At 54.7% G+C, this 22,872-nt stretch carries 18 protein-coding genes and 2 tRNA genes; 2 read left to right on the forward strand and 18 right to left on the reverse strand.

The window, feature by feature from the left end; translation table 11 throughout:
* Window positions 1-263: 263 nt before the first annotated feature.
* The 9 genes from JYE50_RS07385 to JYE50_RS07425 form a co-directional block, all read right to left on the reverse strand.
* Window positions 264-337, reverse strand: a tRNA-Met gene (locus JYE50_RS07385).
* 3 nt (window positions 338-340) lie between these two features.
* Window positions 341-416, reverse strand: a tRNA-Met gene (locus JYE50_RS07390).
* Between the two features lie 125 nt (window positions 417-541).
* Window positions 542-1,297, reverse strand: coding sequence for a glycerophosphodiester phosphodiesterase family protein (locus tag JYE50_RS07395; protein WP_179138414.1), 756 nt, complete (start codon window positions 1,295-1,297; stop codon window positions 542-544).
* A gap of 1 nt (window position 1,298) precedes the next feature.
* Window positions 1,299-2,714, reverse strand: a complete 1,416-nt coding sequence (locus tag JYE50_RS07400; protein WP_084096757.1) for an MFS transporter — start codon at window positions 2,712-2,714, stop codon at window positions 1,299-1,301.
* A 175-nt stretch (window positions 2,715-2,889) separates the two neighbouring features.
* A complete protein-coding gene (locus tag JYE50_RS07405; protein ID WP_084096756.1) occupies window positions 2,890-3,624 on the reverse strand; it encodes a hypothetical protein in 735 nt (244 codons plus the stop codon).
* Between the two features lie 92 nt (window positions 3,625-3,716).
* Window positions 3,717-5,345 (reverse strand): ABC transporter substrate-binding protein, encoded by a 1,629-nt coding sequence (locus JYE50_RS07410; RefSeq protein ID WP_084096865.1) that lies wholly within the window; start codon window positions 5,343-5,345, stop codon window positions 3,717-3,719.
* Between the two features lie 82 nt (window positions 5,346-5,427).
* On the reverse strand, window positions 5,428-6,279 hold the full coding sequence (locus JYE50_RS07415; RefSeq protein WP_084096755.1) for a carbohydrate ABC transporter permease: 852 nt from the start codon (window positions 6,277-6,279) through the stop codon (window positions 5,428-5,430).
* Window positions 6,280-6,388: 109 nt separating this feature from the next.
* Window positions 6,389-7,285 carry a carbohydrate ABC transporter permease gene (locus tag JYE50_RS07420; protein WP_084096754.1) on the reverse strand — a complete coding sequence of 299 codons (897 nt, stop codon included), beginning with the start codon at window positions 7,283-7,285 and terminating at the stop codon, window positions 6,389-6,391.
* On the reverse strand, window positions 7,282-8,367 hold the full coding sequence (locus JYE50_RS07425; protein WP_084096753.1) for an ABC transporter ATP-binding protein: 1,086 nt from the start codon (window positions 8,365-8,367) through the stop codon (window positions 7,282-7,284). Before JYE50_RS07425 ends, JYE50_RS07420 begins: the two co-directional genes overlap by 4 nt.
* 124 nt (window positions 8,368-8,491) lie before the next feature.
* Here JYE50_RS07425 and JYE50_RS07430 point away from each other — a divergent pair, with 124 nt between their 5' ends.
* Window positions 8,492-9,856, forward strand: coding sequence for an O-antigen ligase family protein (locus tag JYE50_RS07430; protein ID WP_179138413.1), 1,365 nt, complete (start codon window positions 8,492-8,494; stop codon window positions 9,854-9,856).
* A gap of 378 nt (window positions 9,857-10,234) precedes the next feature.
* Here the strand turns inward: JYE50_RS07430 and JYE50_RS07435 are convergent, their stop codons facing one another.
* The 9 genes from JYE50_RS07435 to JYE50_RS07475 form a co-directional block, all read right to left on the reverse strand.
* Entirely contained in the window at window positions 10,235-10,651 is a 417-nt protein-coding gene (locus JYE50_RS07435) for a peptidoglycan-binding domain-containing protein (RefSeq protein WP_084096751.1), read from the reverse strand.
* Window positions 10,652-10,654: 3 nt separating this feature from the next.
* Window positions 10,655-11,512, reverse strand: coding sequence for a DegV family protein (locus JYE50_RS07440; RefSeq protein WP_084096750.1), 858 nt, complete (start codon window positions 11,510-11,512; stop codon window positions 10,655-10,657).
* A gap of 404 nt (window positions 11,513-11,916) precedes the next feature.
* The gene (locus tag JYE50_RS07445) at window positions 11,917-12,870 is read right to left on the reverse strand and encodes an ABC transporter permease (RefSeq protein ID WP_084096749.1); all 954 of its coding nucleotides are present in this window, start codon (window positions 12,868-12,870) and stop codon (window positions 11,917-11,919) included.
* The gene (locus JYE50_RS07450) at window positions 12,867-14,000 is read right to left on the reverse strand and encodes an ABC transporter permease (RefSeq protein WP_084096748.1); all 1,134 of its coding nucleotides are present in this window, start codon (window positions 13,998-14,000) and stop codon (window positions 12,867-12,869) included. The genes JYE50_RS07445 and JYE50_RS07450 overlap by 4 nt, the downstream gene beginning before the upstream one ends.
* Window positions 13,997-15,700: an ABC transporter ATP-binding protein gene (locus JYE50_RS07455; protein ID WP_084096747.1), complete on the reverse strand. Its 1,704-nt coding sequence runs from the start codon at window positions 15,698-15,700 to the stop codon at window positions 13,997-13,999. The genes JYE50_RS07450 and JYE50_RS07455 overlap by 4 nt, the downstream gene beginning before the upstream one ends.
* A gap of 119 nt (window positions 15,701-15,819) precedes the next feature.
* Window positions 15,820-17,031: a BMP family ABC transporter substrate-binding protein gene (locus JYE50_RS07460; RefSeq protein ID WP_084096746.1), complete on the reverse strand. Its 1,212-nt coding sequence runs from the start codon at window positions 17,029-17,031 to the stop codon at window positions 15,820-15,822.
* Window positions 17,032-17,085: 54 nt separating this feature from the next.
* Entirely contained in the window at window positions 17,086-17,670 is a 585-nt protein-coding gene (locus JYE50_RS07465) for a xanthine phosphoribosyltransferase (protein WP_084096745.1), read from the reverse strand.
* Between the two features lie 319 nt (window positions 17,671-17,989).
* Complete coding sequence (locus JYE50_RS07470) at window positions 17,990-19,945, reverse strand: ABC transporter ATP-binding protein (protein WP_283399245.1); 1,956 nt, start codon at window positions 19,943-19,945, stop codon at window positions 17,990-17,992.
* A 3-nt stretch (window positions 19,946-19,948) separates the two neighbouring features.
* Complete coding sequence (locus tag JYE50_RS07475) at window positions 19,949-21,682, reverse strand: ABC transporter ATP-binding protein (RefSeq protein WP_084096744.1); 1,734 nt, start codon at window positions 21,680-21,682, stop codon at window positions 19,949-19,951.
* 290 nt (window positions 21,683-21,972) lie between these two features.
* Between JYE50_RS07475 and JYE50_RS07480 the strand changes: the two genes are divergently transcribed.
* On the forward strand, window positions 21,973-22,857 hold the full coding sequence (locus JYE50_RS07480; RefSeq protein ID WP_179138412.1) for a diacylglycerol/lipid kinase family protein: 885 nt from the start codon (window positions 21,973-21,975) through the stop codon (window positions 22,855-22,857).
* Window positions 22,858-22,872 lie beyond the last annotated feature (15 nt).

The raw sequence follows: 22,872 nt of genomic DNA on the forward strand, positions 1-22,872 counted from the left end.
AAAACGGATCCGTAAAGGATCCGCCTTCCTATTTGGCTCAAATAGGACTCGAACCTATCCACGCGGCCTCAATCGTCGCATTGCTCCCTTGGAGCGGTCGCACTGCTCGTTTCGGCTGACTCGTTCGGGGCGCTTCCTGCTTCGCAGGATAGCCCACTGGGCTACCGCTTCCCTCGCTCCCTCCGGGACCCGGAGTGTCATAAATCGAGTCCTTGAGCCACAAACAGCAAAAAACGAGGTCACAAGACCTCGTTTCTGTTGTGTGGCTCAAATAGGACTCGAACCTATGACACTCCGGGTATGAACCGAATGCTCTAGCCAACTGAGCTATTGAGCCATATGGTTGCGGGGGAGGGATTTGAACCCCCGACCTCCGGGTTATGAGCCCGACGAGCTGCCAACTGCTCCACCCCGCGTCACATCGCTCTTGCGAGCGCAAGGGATATAATACATGAGCCGGATTAAATTGTCAAGAAGAAAATATAACGCTTCCGGACATTTCTGTCCGGAAGCGGATATCGTGTGTCTGTTGTATCCCCTTTTATCCTTCCTGATACCGCAGCGGCGGCGCGCAGTATTCAAAGATCACAGCATCGTTTTCCTTTGCGTCCTTCTCCGCGTCATGGGACGTCCAGGCAACCAGCAGGATGCCTTTTTTGCGTTTTTCCAGGACCCGTTCCGGCCTTGTACCGATCTTGTAAGCGATGAAATCCGGTTTGTTCAGGAAAGAGAACCGGCATCCGGCCAGCATCCATGCCAGCACGCCCGGAAGCTGTCCCTGGTAATCTGCCTCCGGCTGGGCCAGCTGCCCGCGGAAGATCTCCGGAGCGTTTTTCCGGAACCAGCGGACGATCATCGGATCAAAGGATTCAATACAGAATACGCCGGGATAGGAACGCAGGATCTCCCGGGTCTTTTCGCACAGTTCCGGGTTGCGCTTCCCTACCGTCTTCAGTTCCACGATCAGCGGGCCCGCCCCCTGCCGCAGTACCGCAAGGACGTCTGTGAACAGCGGGATCGTTTCGGCCGTCTCCAGGAGTTTCATTTCCTGAAGCTGCTCCAGCGGATAGTCGATCACTTTCCCGTGTACACCGCAGATCCGGTCCAGGGTATCGTCATGAAAGACCACGACCTGTCCGTCGGAAGACAGCTGTACGTCCAGTTCCACGCCGTATCCCTTTTCCGCTGCCGCCCGGAAAGCGGCAAGCGAATTCTCCGGGATCCCGTGGTGATTGTCATACAGTCCCCGGTGGGCATAGTAGAATCCGCAGAAATCCGCCGCGGTATACTGTCTCATCTCAGTCTTCCTCCGCAAAGGCTTCCAGTCCGGAGGCATTGGCCACCTTCCTGGTTTTGATGTTCTTCACCAGCAGGATAAAGACCAGGGCACTGCAGACTGTCAGGATGGTTGAATATACCGGCAGGGCACCCCAGGCACCGGTCCTCATGAAGATCAGACCCAGCAGAACGGGGGTGACCGTCTGGGCGGACATGCTCGCTGCGTAGTAGTAGCCGGTGAATTTTCCGATCTTCTTCGAGGTGCACAGTTCCACCACCATCGGGAAGGAACAGTTGTGGACCAGGGCCATGCCGAAGCCCTTCAGGGCCCACACTCCGAACAGGATGGCCGGGAAAGAGAATTCACCATGCTCACCAACCACCTTGCCGGTAGGCCGGACAAAGATCATGATCATCGTGGCCAGGAAGGATATGATCAGGCCGGAGGAAACCGTCCATTTCCGGCCGACTTTCTCCGCAATGCCGCCGGCGATCAGAAAACCGATGGCGGCAGCCAGTCCGCCGCCCAACGTCAGGATCATTGTGGCGCTGGAGGCCGCGTTCAGGTAATAGATCACATAGTTGCCGATATAGGTACCGATGGCGTTGTCAGACATGAACCAGAGGAACTCCGCGCCGAGGATTGCCAGCAGCATCCGCCGGTTGGCCGGGGACATGGGGCCCTCGTCCGTAGCGGGATTTTCTATGGCCGCCAGGCGTTCGCCCTCCGCCAGTTCATCCTTCATTTCCTCTTCGATCTTGTTTTCCTTAACCGTAAAGAACAGCACCAGCGCTGAGATCACCATCAGCACGGAAGCCACGATAAACGGGATCTCAATGATCCACATCTTGGAGCTTCTGTCCGTTACGTTGATATAGTCGCTCAGTTTCAGGAATACGCCCAGAATGGTGGCGAAACCGCCGCCGAGATATCCCATGATATTGATGATCCCGTTGGCTTTCGCCCGCAGGGGCTTCGGCGTGATATCAGGCATCAGGGCCACAGCGGGATTACGGTACATCATCATGAAGATCAGCACAATGCCCATCATGATGATCATGCCCGCCATATTATTCTGATGGAAGAACAGCGGAATAAAGGGGAACGCCACTGCCGCCACAAAGGTACCAACCAGGATATATGGCATCCGCTTTCCGATGGGTGTCTTTGTCCTGTCGGACAGGTTTCCGAAGATCGGAAGCAGGATCAGGGCAGCCAGGTTGTCACAGGCCATGATGATACCGACCAGCCACTGCACGTTCAGGATCTTGTCCGGCGCGCTGGCTTTCAGTTCCGCCGAAGTCAGCCCATACATCCGGTGGGCAAACAGGTCTGTCAGGAAGGTCGGGCACCAGGAGTCATACACCTGCCACAGCAAAAGAATCCCGAAAAAGGCGAATCCAATCTGACAGGTTCGTTTGACGTTCAGTTTCATAGGGTTCTGTTTCCTTTCCCGGCCGATATACCGGCATACGCCGCGATTGTATCGCGGGTTTGTCCGTTATCAGCCTTTTTCTTCCATGTCACGAAGAATTATAACACACCCGGACGGAATAAGGGTAGTAAAAAAGCGGAACCTTTCGGTTCCGCCTGTTGATAACGGGATTGGATTATTCGGCAGCCTTCACGCTGGTGATGTGCGGATTCGCGCCGTTGTACCAGTACAGGAAGCCTTCCAGGTCGATCACGTCGCCAACCTGCAGCGCTTCAACAGCCTTGTACACTTCGGTGTCCTGTCCGCAGAGATAGAACTCAACGCAGAAGTCATAGGTCTTGCCGTCCTTGGAAACCTTGAAGTACAGGTCATCGGTCTTGTTCTCAGCGTTCTTGTACGCGAAAGCAGCGCCGGTCTCGTCATAGGCTTCAACGGTCATGCCCTTGAAGGCAACCAGCTTGTTCTGGTCATCGATCAGCTCATCGGTGCCCAGCTTCGCGGTCACGTCTTCGGGTTCCGCGATGAAGGGATCCGCTTCCAGGATTTCAAAGGTAGCGTCGGTGATCTCCACTTCGCCGCTCCACTCGCTCTTGTAGCCCTTCACGGCGATCTTCGTGCCGGGGACCAGCTTGGCAGCGTCTTCCTCGGAGCAGGCCAGTTCATAGATGAAATAGGCGCCGTCTTCGCTCTGGGCATAAACGGTGATCTTGTCATTCCACCAGGACTGATGTGCCTGGACATAGGTCTCCACGTACACGGGAGCGTCGATCTCGGCAAGCGCGTAATCAGCGTAGGTCATCAGCGGAACTTCCGTGACTTCCTCTTCTTCCACGGCAGCTTCCTCGGCCAGCGCGCAGACAGCGAACACCGCAAGCACAAGAGCCAGAATCAGGCTAAGAATCTTCTTCATGATACCTATTCTCCTTTCAATGTTTGCAGGAAGGATACCCTTCCGTCAGGATGGTTACATCATACATCAAACAACCCAAAAACACAACGGATTCATTGGGTTTTTGCTTTTTTCTTTCGGTCTTTCCGCTTCGCCCACAGGGAATATCCGCCGATCACGACCCACACGCAGGGAATCGTGATCAGAAGCGTTTTTGCTTCGCCGGGAAGTTCCCCAAAGGTCACCCGTTTTCCCGCTTTCACCTCAATCTGGTCCAGCTGGAACAGGCTGGTCACATCCGCGTACAGCTTGTCGATATAAGCGTCATTCATCTTTTCCTTTCGGCGGGCGCTTTTGCTGACGTTTTCGATCATCTGTCCCGCCGCGGAACGAAGACTGGTGCTGCCGTTGAAAACAGGCGTGACGAAGGTATCGCTCGTATGTTTCAGGAGCAGCTCACTGGCTTCGATCTTGGCGAAATAGTGATCGTCATCCTCCCCTTTCCGGCTCAGGTAGTCTTGGTATTCCGCGCTTTCCTGGGCCTTCAGGGTCACCGGGATATAGCCCTCCGTCTCAGCGTAGCCCAGCTGGGCCTCGTTGCTGATCAGATACTGGGTAAACAGCCAGCTGGCCAGCACTTCCTGGGGATCTTCCTTGTTGAAGATACAGATGTCCGGGCCCTGGCTGATCATCTTCGGTTCTTCCGGATTAAACTGGGGAATTGGCATCACCTTCATGCGGAACGGGACAATCTGTTCCTCATGAATATCCAGCATCGGGGCTTCGCTTCCCATCCAGGTAGCTCCGGCAGTGGAGTCAATGGCGAAAATGCACTGCCCGGCATTCAGGAAATTGCCCGGGTAGCTGCTGATGGCGAAGGTGGAGAAAGCCCGGCTCTTCGCGTGGGTATAAATCTCCTGCAGCAGGCTCTTTGTGGTATCGTTGAAGATCAGCACATCCCCGTTTTCCGTGGAATACGGCGCGTTAAGCTGTTTGAGCATGGTGATCATCATATTGTCCGTGCTCTTGTAGATAAAGGGGATCATGACCTTCTGGCCGTTGATTTTGAACGTGCCGTCCTCGTTCTTCTCCATGGCCTTTTCGCTGACTTCCCAGACGAAATCCCATGTGACCATATCCGGCAGTTCATATCCCAGCTGTTCCACCATGTCCTGGTTCACATACAGTGCTTCCGTGGAACGCATATAAGGCAGGGCATAATAGTGCTCATCCAGCACACATTCCTTCAGGAATTCCGGAACGATCTCCTCCTGTTTCGGGGAATCGAAACGAACCTCGCTTCCGCCGAGCCCGTACCGACTGTCGCTCATCCAGTCATCCAGCGGCAGCACCACGTCCTGGCCCGTCTTGTAGGTCGCGATATGGTCCGGATAGGTAATGCATATGTTGGGTGTGGTTTTGGTGGCGATATTTGTGATCACGTCCGCGAAGATCCGGCTGTAATCCGCGTACAGGCGCAGATTGATCTTCACGTTCGGATACATCTTTTCGAAGTCTTCGATCGCTTTGGTATAGACGGCTGTCTGCACCTTGTTGGTGTCATTCTTGGCCCAGAAAACCAGTTCTATCGGCTTCGTGTCATCAAAAACCTCCGGGATCTTAGCGCTTCCCGCGCCCGCCGCTTCCCGGCTCTCCAGCCGCCCATGACATCCGCTCAAAAGCAACAGGGCAGCAATCAGCATCAGCCCGATCATTACCCTCTTAATCTGCTTTCCTGTCATTTTTCCGTCCCCCGTCCGGTAAACACTCTCATTCTGCATTCTGCATTCTGCATTGGGATAAAGATCTTTCTTCAAAAGATCTTTATCCCTTTGTTCCGCCTCTTGACACGCCCGCCATAATCTTGTCCCTGAACACCAGGAACAGCACGATCAGCGGCACGCTGACCACCACAACCGCGGCCATCATTGCCGGAATATCCTGGCGGCCGAATCCGCTTTCCCGGATCGCCTGGATGCCGTTGGACACAAGGAAATACTTTGCTTCCTTGGTGATCAGTCTCGGCCATACATAGCTGTTCCAGCATTCGATAACCTTCAGGATAACGATTGTCACAATGGTAGGCTGGCTGATCGGCACCATCACCTTCAGCAGGTATTTCAGGTCGCTGGTGCCATCCACCTTCGCGGCGTTGTACAGTTCATCCGGAATGGCTTCAAAGTTTTCCTTCAGCAGATAAATATAGAACACGCTGGTCACAGAAGGCAGGATCAGGCCCAGGTAGGTCAGGTCTCCCTTTTGGAATCCCCAGTTGACGATCGTTACATAGTTGGTGATGATGACCAGCTCATTCGGGATCATCATCAGGCTCAGGAACAGGGCAAACAGCAGGCCCTTTCCCTTGAATTCAAGCCGGGCAAAAGCGAATGCTGCCGGTACGATCACCAGCATCATCAGCCCCGTGGTCACCACCGTAAAGATCAGCGTGTTGATGAAATACCGTCCAAGGCTGACCTCGGTGAACGCCTTGACATAGTTCTCTCCTGTCGGCGCGGTGGTGATGAATTCCGGGATCTTTTCATTGTTGTAGGCCGCGGTATCCTTGACGCTGGTCAGCACCATCCAATAGAACGGGAACAGGACGATAAATGCCCAGATGATCAGGAAAAGATAGACCAGCACCCGTGACACCCGCGCGTTCTTCTTCTCAATCATATCTTCACATCCTCCGGCTCGTACAATACTGTATGTACAGCAGGATAAAAACCATTAATTGTTCATTGTTCATTATTCATTGTTCATTGCATGTGATTCAGTCCCTGAATCACATGTACTGAACCTTGTTCTTACTAAACCTCAGGTTGATATACGTGATCGTGAACACAATGGCAAACAGGAGCAGTGCCGCCGCTGCCGCGTAGCCGGGATACCCGCCTTTGTCGCTGTACAGCATGTCATACACATAGCCGACGATGGTATTCATTCCGGCTTCGTTCAGGTTCACGCCGAACAGTGCCACTTCATCGCTGTAGGCCTTGAAGGCCCCGATAAAGCCGGTGATGATCAGGTAGAACACTGTGGGGCTGATCATCGGAAGGGTGATCTTCCGGAAGATGCGTCCGCTGCTTGCGCCGTCCACCTTAGCCGCCTTGTAGTAATCCTGGTTCACGCTGGCCAGGGCGCTGGTCAGGATCAGGATCTTGAAGGGCATCACGATCCAGACCGTATACAGGCAGGTGACCATCATCTTTGCCCAGTAGGGGCCGTTGATGAAATCCACCATCTCATAGCCCATCGCCTGGATCAGCGCATTGATCAGTCCGTCCGTATATTCCGTCCTGGCAAACAGGATCATGAAAACAAGACCCACCGCCAGCGTGTTGGTCACATACGGCAGGAAATAGATTGTCTGGAAGGCTTTCTTCAGCGCCTTGATGGAGCTCAGCCCCAGGGCGATCAGCAGGGAGATGCCCGTGCTGACCGGCACCGTGATCACCACCAGGATCAGTGTGTTTTTCAATGCCTGAATAAAGAAAGGATCGCTCAGCACATGGCCGAAATTACCCAGTCCGACTCCTGTATAGGTCTGGGATATGGAATGGTAGTTCTCCTCCAGGGAGTAAAAACATACGTCCACCAGCGGATAGACCATAAACACACCCAGGAACAGGATCGCCGGAAGCAGGTACAGCCAGGCTTTCAGGTTGTTTTTCTGTTTCATACCCGTTCCTCGCTCTCCCGGTCGAACAGAAATACTTTATAGGGTTTCAGGCTGAACTTTACCTCTGTCTGGTCCGGCCTGAACTTGTTCTCCGCGCTGACAATGGAGCGGATGCTCTTGCCCGTCATCTTCTCGTGGGTGGATACCACGCTGACATCCCGGCCCATCACTTCAACCCGGTCCATTTTGCAGGTAAAGGGGCCGTTCTCATCCGGAATAAACCCTTCCGGCCGGATACCGACCCAGACTTTCCTGTCTTCCCGACCCTGGGCGTCCAGCACAGCCTCTTCTCCGATCCAGACCTGCCCGTCACGGATTTCTCCCTCAAACACATTGATCTGGGGAGTTCCGAGGAACTGGGCCACAAACAGGTTGACAGGCTCATCATAAACTTCCTGCGGCTTTCCGATCTGGTGAACCACGCCGTCTTTCATCACGATGATCAGGTCGCTGATGCTCATGGCTTCTTCCTGGTCATGGGTAACAAAGATCGTGGTAACGCCGGTTTCCCGCTGGATCCTGCGCAGCTCCTCACGGGTCTGCAGCCGCAGCCGGGCATCCAGGTTGCTCAGCGGTTCGTCAAGCAGCAGGACCTTCGGGATCTTCACCAGTGCCCGGGCGATCGCGACGCGTTGCTGCTGGCCGCCGGAAAGCTCCTTCGGCTTGCGCTCCATCAGGCCGTCAATCTGCACCAGCTTCGCCGTTTCCACCGCTTTCTGGTGCATCGCCTCTTTGGTCATCTTCTGGGCGCCCTTCAGGTTCTGCAGCGGGAAGATGATGTTTTCCTCCACCGTCAGATGGGGATACAGCGCGTAATTCTGGAATACAAGGCCGACGCCGCGCTCTTCCGGAGGCAGATTTGTCACGTCCTCATCCCCGAAATAGATCTTCCCTGTTGTCGGCGTTTCCAGACCGCTGATCAGGTTCAGCGTGGTGCTTTTGCCGCAGCCGCTGGGTCCCAGCAGGCCGATCAGCTGCCCGTCCGGTATTTCAAAGTTGAAATTGTTCACAGCGGTAACAACTTCTCCTTTTTTCTGCCGGGACGCAAACTGCTTTGTAAGGTTTTCCAGCACAACTTTCATGGCATCCGCTTCCTTTCAACTCTCTCTCCGCGCTCTTGTGCGGAAAGGATCGGATGATGTATACTTCATTTGGTTTATATTACCATATCGGAACCAAAAAAATCAACGGAAAGGAGGCGTTCCCATGCAGCAGGCACACCCGCGCCGCGGATATGGAATGACCCTTTCCGCCTGTCTCTGGCTGGGCCTTTTCCCGCTGCTTCAGGGCGGAACCTATTACAGTATCACCCATGACAAGCTGCGCATTATGCAGGACCTGTCAGCGGTTACACTCCTCTGTCTTCTCTTTGACCTGGTTTTCTTCCTGATCCATCGGAAAAAGAACCCGTCTCCCTCGTCCGGGAAGCGGCAAATCCTGGTTCCTTTGCTGATCGCGTCAGCTCTCATGGGCCTGACTGCCGTATCCTGTTTCACCAGTATAGGATTCACTTCCATTACCTGGTGGATCGGAGAAGACGCGCGGTATGAAGGGCTGGCCACGCAACTCTGCTATTTCGGTCTCTTCGTTTGTTTTCTCTTTTCCCGGGTGTACCGGAGACCCGTAGTGCTTTCCGCCTCCGCCGGCGTCATCGCTTATCTTGTTGTTGTGTTGCTCCAGCGGGCAGGCGGGAATCCTTTCGGACTCTATCCTCCTGATAAGAGCTATGCACTGGTCCCGGAGTTCCAGGGAACCATCGGAAATATCGATATGGTGACAGGTTATCTCCTGCTCATGGCTGGTTTCCTCCTTTATTCTTTCCTGGATGATCTCTTCACGCTCCGGTCTTCCAAAGCGTCCTCCGGCAGGTCAGCCCGGCTGAAGCCAAAGGATGAAAGGCATCCCTGCCTTTCCCTGATCAGCCTCGCCGCGTTCCTGGCTGCCGTTTACCTGATCCTGACCATGGGGGTCCAGTTCGGCGTTATTTCCCTGTCTGTGCTGCTGCTTTTCACCCTGCTGCGGTTCCTGCCCCGAAAAGCGCGTCGTCCCCTGCTGATCATCCTGATCGTCGTTGCGCTGCTGGTTGTCTGGTTCTGGCCGGGGCACAGCGGCGGCCTGTGGGAACTGCACGAAATCTTCCACGGCCGTGCCCGCCTGTCCTTTGGCAGCAACCGTGTTGCCGTCTGGTATTACAGCATACTCATGTCGAAGGAGCATCTTCTCCTGGGCAACGGTTCCGGGACATTCAAGGAGTGTTTCAATACCTTCCTTCCGGAACATGATTATGTCATTCCAACAGAGCAGGATGGCCTCGCCTTACCGGCATATTTTGACAACCCGCACAGCGAATACATTGCCCAGCTGGCAGACCACGGCCTCCTGGCCATGCTGCTGTTCATTCTCCTGATGCTTGTTGCCGTATTCCGCCGTCGGGAAGGCTGGTTCCCCTGCCTTTCCCCTTATTCCGCCGCGGTGCTCTGCTATGCGGTCCAGGCCATCTTCTCTTTCTCCGTCTGCCTCGTCGCGCCTATGTTCTGGGCTCTTATTGCTCTGTCTTTTACAGAGCAATAAGACACTCTTCACTCTTAACTGATCACTGATCACTCTTCACTCTTAACTGACATCCCACGGATGTCATCCCGACCAAGCAAAGCGCGTGGAGGGGGAACGAAGGAAGCGATAGCCCAGTGGGCTATCCTGCAAAGCAGGAAGCGACCTGGAGTCCTGACGCGCGCGGTGCGCGGGACGGGGATTCCGTCCGCGGTGCGTGTGCGTTTCCTTATCGAAGCAAGCGGCGGATTGATGCGCCAGCAATATCCATTGCGTCGACTGAGATTGCGGAGAGGCTTCCCGGCCGCAGCCGATAAGACTATTCACTAAAAAAACTGTCCTGACACAATGTTCAGGACAGTTTTACTTATAATTCTGAATTCTTAATTCTGAATTCTCTTAATTTCCCTTCGGCACTGCCAGATCGCTGTACAGTACCTTCTGGGTTTCTTCGCCGGCATAGCCGTCCGGATCCAGTCCGTTCCGTTCCTGGAAAGCGACAACCGCCTCCCGCGTGCCCGGGCCGAACTGGCCGTCCACTTCGCCTTCATAATACCCAAGAGCCTGAAGCCGTTCCTGCAGCTTCGTCACTTTTTCACCCTGCGAACCGTTGTGCAGGGCGGGTTCCGGGGTGACAACCGCGTATACATTTTCGCGGATGGTATCCGGAGCCGGGGGCAGCGGCGTAGGCGTAAGGCTGGCTTCCCTCCGCACTTCACTGATGGTGGGAATCATATAGGTCGCCAGGACAATCGCCAGCACAGCCAGGATCATCAGGCCGATGATCCCCGCGATCACTTTCGGATTCTTTTTCATTCCTCAGGCTTCCTTCTTTTTCTTCCGCATAAACATCAGACCCAGCGTATCCGGACCGCAGTGGGTGCAGATCGTGCAGCCGGCCATGGCCTCCAGCACTTCCTTGAACAGTCCGTAGCTTTTCACCGTATCAATGGCAAACCGCACCAGGCCTTCCTCGCTGGGAGAATGAACAACTACCACCCGGCTGAAGTCAATATTGTCATCGTTCTCCAGCAGATCCCGGATATAGTGCTTCAGGTAATGCTCATACCGTCCCCGGTATTTCTGGCCGGGATGCATCTTTCCGTCCGCCACGACAATAGAGGGACGGATATGCAGCATTTTCGCGCCCAGCGCTTCCAGGCCGCTGCAGCGGCCGCCCCGGCGCAGATAATCGATCGTCCTGACCACAAAGCTGGAGTCCACCAGATCCGCCTTGGCACGAAGCGCCTCGGCGATTGCCGCGCCGTCCTCCGCGCCGTCATTGATCATCCTGATTCCTTCCAGCACCAGCAGTCCGCTGCCCGTGGATAGATTCCGGCTGTCCACAACAAACACGTTGCCAACTTCCCGGCTGGCCTCCACCGCGTCATTATAGCTGGTGGAAAACTCACTGCTCAGGCACACATGAACCAGCTGGTCACATTTCTCCAGCTGTTTCCTGAAGAACTCCTTGTACTCATAGGTGTTCACCGCAGCCGTCCGCACGGATTTTCCGGCTTCCGCCGCGCGGAAGATATCACGGGGCGTCACATCAACGCCATCATGGAATACTTCCCCGTCGATAATAACGCTCAGCGGAGCGATTCCGATCTGATACTTCCGGATCCATTCCGGCGTCAGGTCACAGGTGCTGTCCGCAGTCATTCTGATCTTCATAAATTTCCCCCGTATCCTACTGCAGCAGGATGAAGTATTAATTGTTGAGGAGTCATCCGTGCTTCAGACTGATCTGTCAGTGCTTTAGCACTGGTAACAGATCGTCCATGCAGGTGTCAACGCTTTAGCGTTGGTAACACCGAGCCATTCACGGCTAATGACTCCCATGCTACAGCTGTCAAAATGCCAATGGCATTTTGGTAACAGCGATCGCAGAATTATGAATTGCTTTTATCTTTCTTCCCTGAAATAGCTCAAGCCCAGAGACGCCGGCGGGCGAACCTCTTTCGACTGCCAGTGGCAGAAATCTCGAAAGAGGTGAGGTCAACCGAAAGGAGCAGGCTCCATAGTATGGAGCTGCGACCATTGAGGTTGCGGAAGAATCAGCTGCCGGCTTTCATATTTTACCGTTCTTCACGGAAATAACTTAATCCTAACGAAGCCGGCGGCTGATTCTCCCGCTTGTTCCGGATGCTGGAAATCACCAGGACGATGATGGTCACCACATAGGGCAGCATCTTCAGCAGCGGTTTGGCCGCCATGGTCACCTGGATTCCGGGAATAGTCGTGATAAAGCTGGAGCAGGAGAATAAAACACCGAACACAAACGATCCGACAATGGTCAGATGCGGCCGCCACAGGGCAAAGATAACCAGTGCGATGCTCAGCCAGCCAAAGGCTTCCAGGCTCAAATAGGCTTCCTGGGATACCATGTAGTCAATGATGTAGTAAAACCCGCCCAGTCCGGCGATGCCGCTGCCGATGCAGGTGGCCGCATACTTATACCGGGTCACGTTAATGCCTACCGCGTCAGCTGTTGCCGGGTTTTCACCCACAGCCCGCAGCTGAAGGCCGACACGGGTACGGAACAGCACCCAGCTGCTCAGCAGAGCAATAATGATTGCCAGGAAAAACAGGATACCCAGGGACTGCAGGCTGTCCTGCCTGCCGGCGAAAGGCCAGCGGTACATTGCTTTCGGGCCGATCAGGTAGACCGTCGCGTCCAGCTTGCTCATGATCACCTTCATCAGGCCGACGCCGAAGGTGGTCAGGGCCAGGCCTGTCACGTTCTGGTTCGCCCGGAGGCTCACCGTCAGGAAAGAATAGATCAGTCCGCAGAACATGGCCAGCAGCAGGGAGCCGAGAATTCCCAGGATCACGATCAGGAACGGCGGCAGGCCGCTCTTGCCGATCATGTTCAGAACCAGGCAGCCGCCCGCGCCGCCCATGCACATGATACCCGGAATACCCAGGTTCAGGTGGCCGGCCTTTTCAGTCAGGATTTCACCCGTGGAGCCGTACATGAACGTTGCGCCGAAAGCCAGGGAGTCGATCAGGAAGTTCAGCCAGATATTCATTTGACGGCCTCCTTTCCGGCTTCCGCATGGCTGTGATGGCCGCGGAAATGGATCTCGTAATTAATGAAAAACTCACTGCCGATAATGAAGAACAGGATAATACCGATGATTACGTTCGGGAAAGCGCCAGAAACGTCGAAGTCCTGGCTGATCTGGGCAGCGCCCTGGTTCAGCAGCTGGATCAGTCCGGCAGTCAGGATCATGGCCAGCGGATTGAATTTACCGAGCCATGCCACCATGATGCCCGTGAATCCCTGTCCTCCGGCGGACTCTGTTGTGATCGTCTGGTCCAGACCGGCACCGATCAGATATCCGGCCAGCCCGCACAGCGCGCCGGAAAGGATCATGGTCCGGATGATAACCTTCTTCTCGTTGATTCCGACATACTGCGCGGTACGGACGCTCTCGCCCACCACGTTAATCTCATAACCGTGCTTGGTATAGTTCAGGTAAACATACAGAATGCCCGCCAGCGCCAGCACGATCAGGATGATCAGCAGGTAATCATTCCCAAGTGACGGCAGTTTGCCGTGCTTCAGTTTCCCCAGGGAGGAGGATCCGCTCGGAACCCAGACCACCAGGAAATAGCTCACCAGGAAAGTAGCTACATAGTTCATCATCAGGGTGAACAGGGTCTCATTTGTTCCCCACCGTGCTTTGAACAGTGCCGGGATCACGCCCCAGACCGCGCCGGCCAGAATTGCCGCAAAGAACATCAGGATCAGCAGCAGCCACTCCGGGACCTTGCCGCCCAGGTAAAAGTCAACCGCGATGGCTCCCAGTACGCCGGTCAGCGTCTGTCCCTCTCCGCCGATGTTCCAGAAGCGCATCCGGAACGCCGGCGTCAGCGCCAGGGAAACGCACAGCAGGATCGCGATATTCTTCAGGAATTTCCAGAATTTACGGCTGGTGGAAAAAGATCCCTTGATAAACGCGGTATAGAAATCACCGATCCGTTCCGGATGGTCGTTCAGCTTTTCGATCAGCAGGAAAGCCACTAGTCCGCAGACGATCAGTCCCAGCACAATGGCCGCGATACGGATAGCCCAGGCCCTGACCGGATCTACAGTCGTCCGTTTGCTCAGGTGGATCAGCGGTTCACGGACTTCGTTTTTCTTGGCAGTACTCACGCGTCCTCCTCCTTCCGCTCATCCGTTTTGGTCATCAGCAGACCGATTTCTTCCTTGGTTGTTGTCCGGGCATCCACAATGCCGGTGACGGCGCCGCCGTTAATGACCATGATCCTGTCGCACAGCTCCAGCAGCACGTCCAGGTCCTCACCGACATAGATGACGGCGACTCCGTTCTCTTTCTGCCGGTTCAGCAGGTTGTAAATCGTATAACTGGAGTTGATATCCAGTCCGCGGACGGGATAGGCTGCCATCAGCACCTTCGGCGTATAGGCGATTTCACGGCCCACAAGCACCTTCTGCACATTACCGCCGGAAAGACGCCGTACCGGGGTGGAAACGCCGGGTGTGGAAACTTCCAGTTCCTTGATAATCTCCTCTGCCTGGGCTTTGGGTTTTTTCCGGTTCAGGAATCCCAGCTTGCCCTTCCGGTAGCTGCGCAGCATCATGTTGTCCGTAATATCCATGCTGCCCACCAGACCCATGCCCAGCCGGTCCTCCGGAACAAAACTCAGGTGCACGCCCAGCTGGCGAATCTCCAGCGGCGTCTTGTCCCGCAGGTTCATGACCTCATCTTCCCGGAACAGCACATCACCGTTCTGTACCCATTTACGGACCGCCTTGTTGCTCATGCCGTGGAAGGTAACGTCGTTCATATTCCGGTCATGGAAGGCGCCTTTTTCAGCCAGTGCCCTGACCTGCTTCATGCTCTTGTGGTAGAAGCTGACCGGACGGTTCTTTTTGGGGTTATTGAAGGTAATGGTACCGCTTGCCACCGGCTGCAGGCCGGAAATGGATTCCAGCAGTTCCCGCTGGCCGCTGCCGGCAATACCGGCAATGCCCAGGATTTCCCCGCCGTTGGCGGTAAAGGAGATATCCTTCAGCACATGAACGCCTTCAGCGTTGTAAAGATTCAGTCCCTCTACGATCAGCCGCGGGATGGCATTCACGGGATTGGAGCGATGAATGTTCAGGTCAATCTTCTTGCCAACCATCATCTCAGTCAGCTCTGCTTCGCTGGTCTCCGCCGTGTTCACGGTGGCGATATGTTCGCCCCGGCGCAGGATCGCGACCCGGTCGCTGACTTCCATTACCTCATTCAGCTTATGGGTGATGATAATGATGCTCTTTCCGTCTTCCTTCATCCGGCGAAGCACGTCAAACAGCCGGGTGATCTCCTGGGGCGTCAGCACGGCGGTCGGTTCATCCAGGATCAGGATATCCGCGCCGCGGTACAGCACCTTGATAATCTCCACCGTCTGTTTTTCAGAAACGGACATGTCATAGATCTTCTTGGCCGGATCCAGCCGGAAACCGTACCGTTCCGCAATCTGGGCCACCTGGGCATTGACTGCCTTAAGGTTGTATTTTTCTTTCGATTCATTGCCAAGCACAACGTTTTCGGCAGCCGTAAACAGATCCACCAGTTTGAAATGCTGATGGATCATACCGATCTTGTGGTCAAACGCATCCTTGGGAGAACGGATCACAACTTCTTTCCCGCCGATCAGGATCTGGCCTTCGTCCGGGAAATAGATACCCGCGATCATGTTCATCAGGGTGGTTTTGCCGCAGCCGTTCTCACCGAGAACCGCCAGGATTTCCCCCTGGTAGACATCCAGGTCCACATGGTTATTCGCCACGATCGAACCAAACCGTTTGGTTATTCCGCGCATCTGAAGCGCCAACTGCTTCTCCACGATCTGTCCTCCCAAAAATGCGTTAACAGGTCATCTGTTTTATCTTAACATAAAAGGATACGGACTGCCACCCTGAAAGAGTGGCAGTCCGATCATATGCCCTTTAGTCGTTCTGTGAATCAATCACCGTAGTTCCTGTTCAGCAGTTCGATACCATCGATTTCAGCATCGAAGTAGGGAGCGCTGCGGAATTCGGATTCATGGAAGTAACCGTCGGACACAACCTGGGTATCCTTCTCGAAAGCAGCGTCGGTGTCAACGTCAGCCATGTACTCGGTCAGAGCATTGCCGCCAACAGTGATGAAGCCTTCGGTAGCGGTGTCGAACACCTTCAGGGCGCCAGCTTCGAACTGAGCCTTCACTTCAGCCAGCTTCTCGACAGTACCGGGGGCAGCAGCCTGCTCGTTCACGTCGGTCAGCTTCACGGAACCGGTAGCGATAGTGCCGGTCCAGTCGGTGGCGATCGCTTCACCGGCCATCTTCTGCTCGATGATATACTGGAAGTAGGGAGCCCAGTCAATACGGCTGGCCACGATGAAGGTGTTGGGGCAGCTTTCCACGGTGGAACCATTGTAGGAAACGTCCGGGATACCGGCGTTCTCGCAGGCGGTGGGAGCACCCATGGAGTCAGCGTGCTGGGAGATCAGGTCGGCACCGGCAGCGATCAGAGCTTCGGCGGCAGCCTTTTCTTCCTTCTCATCGTACCAGGAACCGGTGAACTGCACCTTCATGGTAACGTCGGGGCAGACGCTCTTGGCGCCCAGGTAGAAGCTGGTGTAGCCGGACATAACTTCAGCATAGGTGAAAGCGCCGACGTAGCCCATCACAGGAGCATCGCCCTTCAGCTTGCCGGCTTCCTTGATCTCGTTCAGCTTCAGGCCGGCGGCAACGCCCGCCAGGTAGCGGCCTTCGTAAATCGCGGCGAAAGCATTGTGGAAGTTGTTCAGCTTCTCGGTGTGAGCCATGGTGCCGGTCGCGTGGCAGAAGTCCACTTCGGGCAGTTCCTTGGCAGCCTGCAGCATGAAAGTCTCATGACCGAAGCTGTCGGCGAAAACGATCTGGCAGCCTTCATCGGCCAGGTCCAAAGCAGCTTCATAGCAGTCATTGGATTCGGGAATGTTGCGCTTGATGATCACCTGTTCATCAGACAGTCCCAGAGCAGCGGCGGCATCCTTCACGCCGTTGATGAAGTTCAGGTCGTAGGTGGAATCTTCGTCGTGCAGCAGGATGACACCCAGCTTGATGTCTTCCTTGGCAACACCGTCAGCCAGCGCCGCGAAAGCGGTCAGGCACAGGGCCAGAGCCAGAACCAGGGCAAGAACCTTTTTCATGTTTGTTTTCCTCCTCTTTCTCTTTGGATCACGGAGTTTTGTTTTTCTATTGGATCAGTTGTCATCCGGCCGGAGAACGATGTTCCCGTTCTCAATGCCCTCCACAACTGCCAAAGACTTAAGATGAACGCCGGCTTCCCGCAGGGCTTTGCCGCCGGGCTGGAAGCCCTTTTCAACAGCAATGCCCACGCCGACAACCACAGCCTTCTGCTGTTCGCACAGGCTCATCAGCCCGTGCACCGCCTGGCCGTCCGCCAGGAAATCATCAATGATCAGTACCCTTGTTCCTTCCGGCAGGTACCGTTTTTCGATGCGGATCATGTTTTGTGTCTTGTGCGTAAAGGAGTAAACCGGTGCCTGGACGATATCGTCATTCTGGACCACCGTTGCGCTTTTCTTGGCAAACACCACCGGAATATCTCCCAGAGCATGGGCCGCAGCAACAGCCATGGCAATGCCGCTGGCTTCCACCGTCAGCACAGTTTCCGGTTTTTCATTTCTGAATTCGTCCGCCCATGCTTCGCCCATCTGAAACAAAAGAGCCGTATCGATCCTGTGGTTCAGGAACATATCCACCTTGACGATATCGTTCCCGATTCCTTTGCCTTTTTCCAGGATCATCCGGCGCAGTGCTTCCATGGTTCCTCCAAAAACACGAACATTCCCTCTTGGGATAGGCAAAATTATACGCCTTAAATCCGAATATTTCAATGACGATTATATGCCAAAAGTGTTAAAATCTATCCTAAATCCGAAGAACCCGTTGTACCGTCTCACTTTGCAAACATTATATACATTCATCACAAACCTCATTCTTTATTTCCTATACTCCCGCCCCTTTTCTTCAAATCAAAAACACAGCTTCCGGATTCCCGGAAGCTGTGTTCTCCGCCATTATTCATTTGACGGTTTTTCAGTATTCATTATTCATTACTTGATTGATTTCTCCTCCGGGAAATCAATCAAGCTCCTTCTTCCCCGTATACAGCTCATAATACCTTCCCTTCATCTCCAGCAGGTCGTCATGCGTTCCGCGTTCAATGATCTCACCCTTTTCCAGCACCATAATCGCGTTCGCGTTCCGTACGGTGCTCAGCCGGTGAGCGATGACGAAGGTGGTCCGGTTCTTCATCAGCCGGTCCATACCGTGTTCGATATGGCGTTCTGTACGGGTATCCACGCTGCTGGTCGCTTCATCCAGCACCAGGATCGGCGCTTTGCTCACCGCCGCCCGGGCGATGTTCAGCAGCTGCCGCTGGCCCTGGCTCAGGTTTGCGCCATCGCCCTCCAGCATCGTGTCATAGCCGTTTTCCAGCCGCATGATGAAGCTGTGGGCGCTGGCCAGTTTGGCCGCTGCCTCCACTTCCTCATCCGTGGCATCCAGCCGCCCGTAGCGGATGTTCTCCCGCACGGTACCGGTGAACAGATGGGTGTCCTGCAGTACCATGGCAATGTTCTTCCGCAGCCACTCCCGGGGATAGTCCTTAATGTCTTTCCCGTCGATGGTAATGCTTCCCTCTTCAATGTCATAGAAACGGTTCAGCAGGTTTGTCACCGTGGTCTTGCCGGCGCCTGTGGAACCGACGAAAGCGATCTTCTGTCCCGGATGGGCGTACAGGGTGATATCCTTCAGCACGGTCTTCTCCGGCACATAGCCGAAGGTCACATGTTCCACCACCACATCGCCGCGGATCTCGGTCGCTTCCGCGCCTTCACGGTCCGGAGTTTCAGGTTCCGCGTCCATCACGGCAAACACCCGTTCCGCACCGGCCAGGGCAGCCAGGATCGTGGTCGCCTGCTGGGACATCTGGTTGATCGGCATGGAGAACTGCCGGCTGTAACCGGCAAACACCGTCAGTGCGCCGGGAGTAAAACCGCCCGTGCACATCAGGATACCGCCCACGCCGATCGTCACCGCAAAGGTCACCTGGCCCACATTGCCCATCACAGGCCACATGATGCCGCCCCAGAACTGCGCTCCGAACTGTTTCTCCTTCAGGTCGCTGTTCAGCAGGCTGAATTCCTCCACACACTCGCTTTCGTGGTTGAATACTTTGATCACCTTCTGGCCTGTCACGGTCTCTTCAATATAACCGTTTACCGCGCCGAGAGCCGCCTGCTGCCAGGCATAATACTTTGCACTCCGCTTGGCGATCATCATCCCGCCGAACAGGAAAACCGGAATAAACACGATCGTGATCAGGGTCAGCACCCAGCTGGTGGTGATCATGAAAACAAACGTACCGATCAGCGTGATCAGGCCGGAAACCAGTCCCACCAGGGAATTGTTGATCATCACATCGATATTGTCGATATCGTTGGTATACCGGCTCATCAGCTCGCCCGTCGGGTGTCCGTCATAATACCGAACCGGCAGGGTCTGCATTTTCTCGAACAGATCGTTCCGGATATTCTCGATCACCTTCAGGGAAACCGACATCATCAGCCGTGCCTGCAGGTAAGTGCTGGCCACGCCTACAAGGTAGATAATGCTCAGCACGATCAGTGCCACCGCTACGTAGGCGGACACCGCCTGAATCGTTCCGGAAGCGATCCAGTTCTGCACCGTTTCACCGGCAGTAATCTGATTCAGCACATTGTCCGCGATTCTTTCAAACGGACTCATCGTGATCACCGTATCCGGATTCACCGCCAGTGCCAGGTGATCCACGATCGGAGCCATCATATAGCCGCCGCACAGGCTTGTCACTGTAGACACAAGCATGCATATCAGCACCAGTACCAGCTTATACCAGTATTTGCTCACATAGCTCAGCAGGCGTCTGATCGTCTGGCGGGCATTCTTTGGTTTTCCGGTCATGCCGCGGCCGGGCGGGCCTTGGCGCGGGCCTTTCTGCATACTTCCGGGCCGGGAGGCGTACTGTTTTCTGAGGCGTTCCAGTGATCTGGCCATTGCTTACGCCCCCTTCTTTCCGAGCTGGCTCTCAGCGATTTCCCTGTACTCCGTATTGGAGGCCAGCAATTCGTCATGGGTGCCCACGCCCGTTATCTTTCCTTCATTCATCACGATGATCTGATCAGCGTCCATCACGGAAGCGATCCGCTGGGCGATGATGATCTTCGTGCTGCCCGCCAGTTCATGGCTGAAGGCATGGCGGATCTGTGCCTCCGTCGCCGTATCCACGGCAGATGTGGAGTCATCCAGGATCAGGATCTTCGGTTTTTTCAGCAATGCCCGGGCAATACACAGGCGTTGCTTCTGTCCACCGGACAGGTTGTTTCCGCCCTTGTCCAGTTCCGTATCATAGCCATCCGCAAAAGTGGAAACAAACTTGTCTGCCTGGGAAGAGGACGCAGCGGAGATCATCTCGTCATCCGTTGCGTTCTCATCACCCCAGCGCAGGTTCTCCGCGATCGTACCGGAGAACAGTACGTTCTTCTGGAGCACCATGCCCACGCCTTCACGCAGGTTGTACAGGCTGTAGTCTTTGACGTTCACCCCGTCCACCAGGATTTCTCCCTCGTCCGGGTCATACAGTCTCGGGATCATACTCACCAGCGTGCTCTTTCCGCAGCCGGTGGAACCGATAATGCCCACCACGCTGCCGGGTTCAATCGTCAGGCTGATGTTATCCAGCACGCTGTCTTCGCTGTGCTTGTAATAGCGGAAGGAAACGTTGCGGAATTCCACCCGTCCTTCCTTCACGGTCAGTTCCTTCTGTGCAGCAGCTTCATCGTTCAGATCCGGTTCTTCTTCCAGCACTTCACGGATACGCTTTGCGCTCGCCATTGCGCGGGAGGACATCATGAACAGGAAGGTAACCATAATCAGGGAAGACAGGATCTGGATCACGTAATTAACGAAAGCGGACAGGTCGCCTACAGCCATCTCGCCGCCCAGGACCAGTGAGTGGCCCTGCCAGGCTACCGCGATCACGGTAATATACATGATCAGGGTCGTAACCGGCTGCATCTGGATCACAATGCGCATTGCCCGCAGCTGGGCGTTCTTCAGATCTCCGTTGGCTTTGTGGAACTTCACGTTCTCATCCTGTTCCCGCACAAAGGATTTCACCACACGCACATTGGTGATGTTCTCCTGCACAGTGGAATTCAGGCCGTCCACCTTGGCCTGCACGTTTTTGAACCGGGGAAAAGCGGTCAGGATATTGCCGCCCACAAACACAAGCAGTACCGGAATACTGATCAGGAAGACCGTGGCAAGGCTCGGCCGCAGCCGGATCGCCATGATCAGGCCGCCGATCATCATACCCGGTGCCCGCAGGGCCATCCGCATCACCATGGCCACAAAGTTCTGCATCTGGGTCACGTCATTGGTCACCCGCGTAACCAGCGATCCCGTGGAAAACCGGTCAATATTCCCGAAAGAAAAGCTTTGGATCTTCCGGTACAGGTCATTACGGATATCCCCCGCAAAAGCAATGCTGGCTTTTGAACTGAAATAGCATCCGCCGATACCGCCGGCCATCATAAAAATAGCGATCAGGATCATCAGTCCTGCCGTACCGATGCTGGATCCCACCGTCAGCGTGCCCATGTTCCCGGCATTGATCACGCCCGCCAGCAGCATCGGCAGGATCACCTCACCGATGACCTCCACGATCATGCACAGCGGACCGAGAATGAACCAAGCCTTGTAAGGCTTGATATATTTCATCCAGTGTTTCAAAAGGACTTCTCCTCTCCTTATATGTACGTACGTTTCAATTTATCCCCATATGAACATATTGTCAACCCAGAACCATACCTTTGGAAATCACTTGAGCAGGCGCACCGCCCAGCCCCTTTTCCATTCGTCCATCTCTTCCAATCAAAAAACTGCTTCCAGTCTCCCGGAAGCAGTTTTCTCCGCCATTATGAATTATGAATTATGAATTTGTTTTTCCCCTCCAGTCTGGTATAATTTCCCTGTCACCGTTTATCATTATGAAACACGCTTTATGAATTATGAATTCTGAATTGAAATCTCTCCATCTCATCATTAATCCCAACGCCGGTACCCGCCAGGGCCGCCGTTTCCTGCCTGAGATGATTTCCATCTTCAACCGGGCAGGGTATCTTTGTTCTGTCTATGTGACGGAAAAGCGCGGCGACGCGGTTGATTTTGCCCGAGCCCACGCGGGTGAAGCGGATCTGGTCGTTGCCTGCGGCGGCGATGGCACCCTCAACGAAGTGATCACCGGGCTGCAGCTGGGCAGGCATAAACCTTCTCTGGGCTACATTCCCTGCGGCAGCACCAATGATTTTGCCAGCGGGCTGGAACTGCCCCTTGCGCCGCTGCTTGCCTGCGACTCCATTGTTCTCGGCAACCCGCGGCCTCTGGATGTGGGGCTTTTCGGTTCTGACCGGTATTTCAGCTATACCGCTTCCTTCGGAGCCTTTACCAGTGTCTCCTGGTCCACATCCCAGAATGTAAAGAACGTACTGGGGCATGCGGCGTACATTCTCGAGGGTATTCGTTCCCTTGCGGATATTCATCCGATTCATATGAAGGTCACCGCTGACGGGCACGAATATGAGGATGACTATATCTTCGGCGCTGTATGCAATTCCACATCCCTGGGCGGTGTCCTGAAGCTGGATGACAGCGAAGTCCACATGAGCGACGGCCTTTTTGAGGCACTTCTTATTCCCTTTCCGCCGGATCTTCTCGTCCTGAACCGGATCCTCACAGCCCTGCGGACGCATTGTTATGATGATCCTTCCCTCTATTTTCTCCGGGCTTCCTCCTTTGTCTTTGAAGGTGCCCCGGAGATTACATGGACCCTGGACGGTGAAGCCGCCGAAGGCACCTCACGCGTTGAGATCAAAAACATCCATAACGCGATCAGCCTGATTTACTGAACTTATTACCATAGA

Origin of the sequence: Aristaeella lactis (genome assembly GCF_018118585.1) — a bacterium.
Lineage (GTDB): Bacteria > Bacillota > Clostridia > Christensenellales > Aristaeellaceae > Aristaeella > Aristaeella lactis.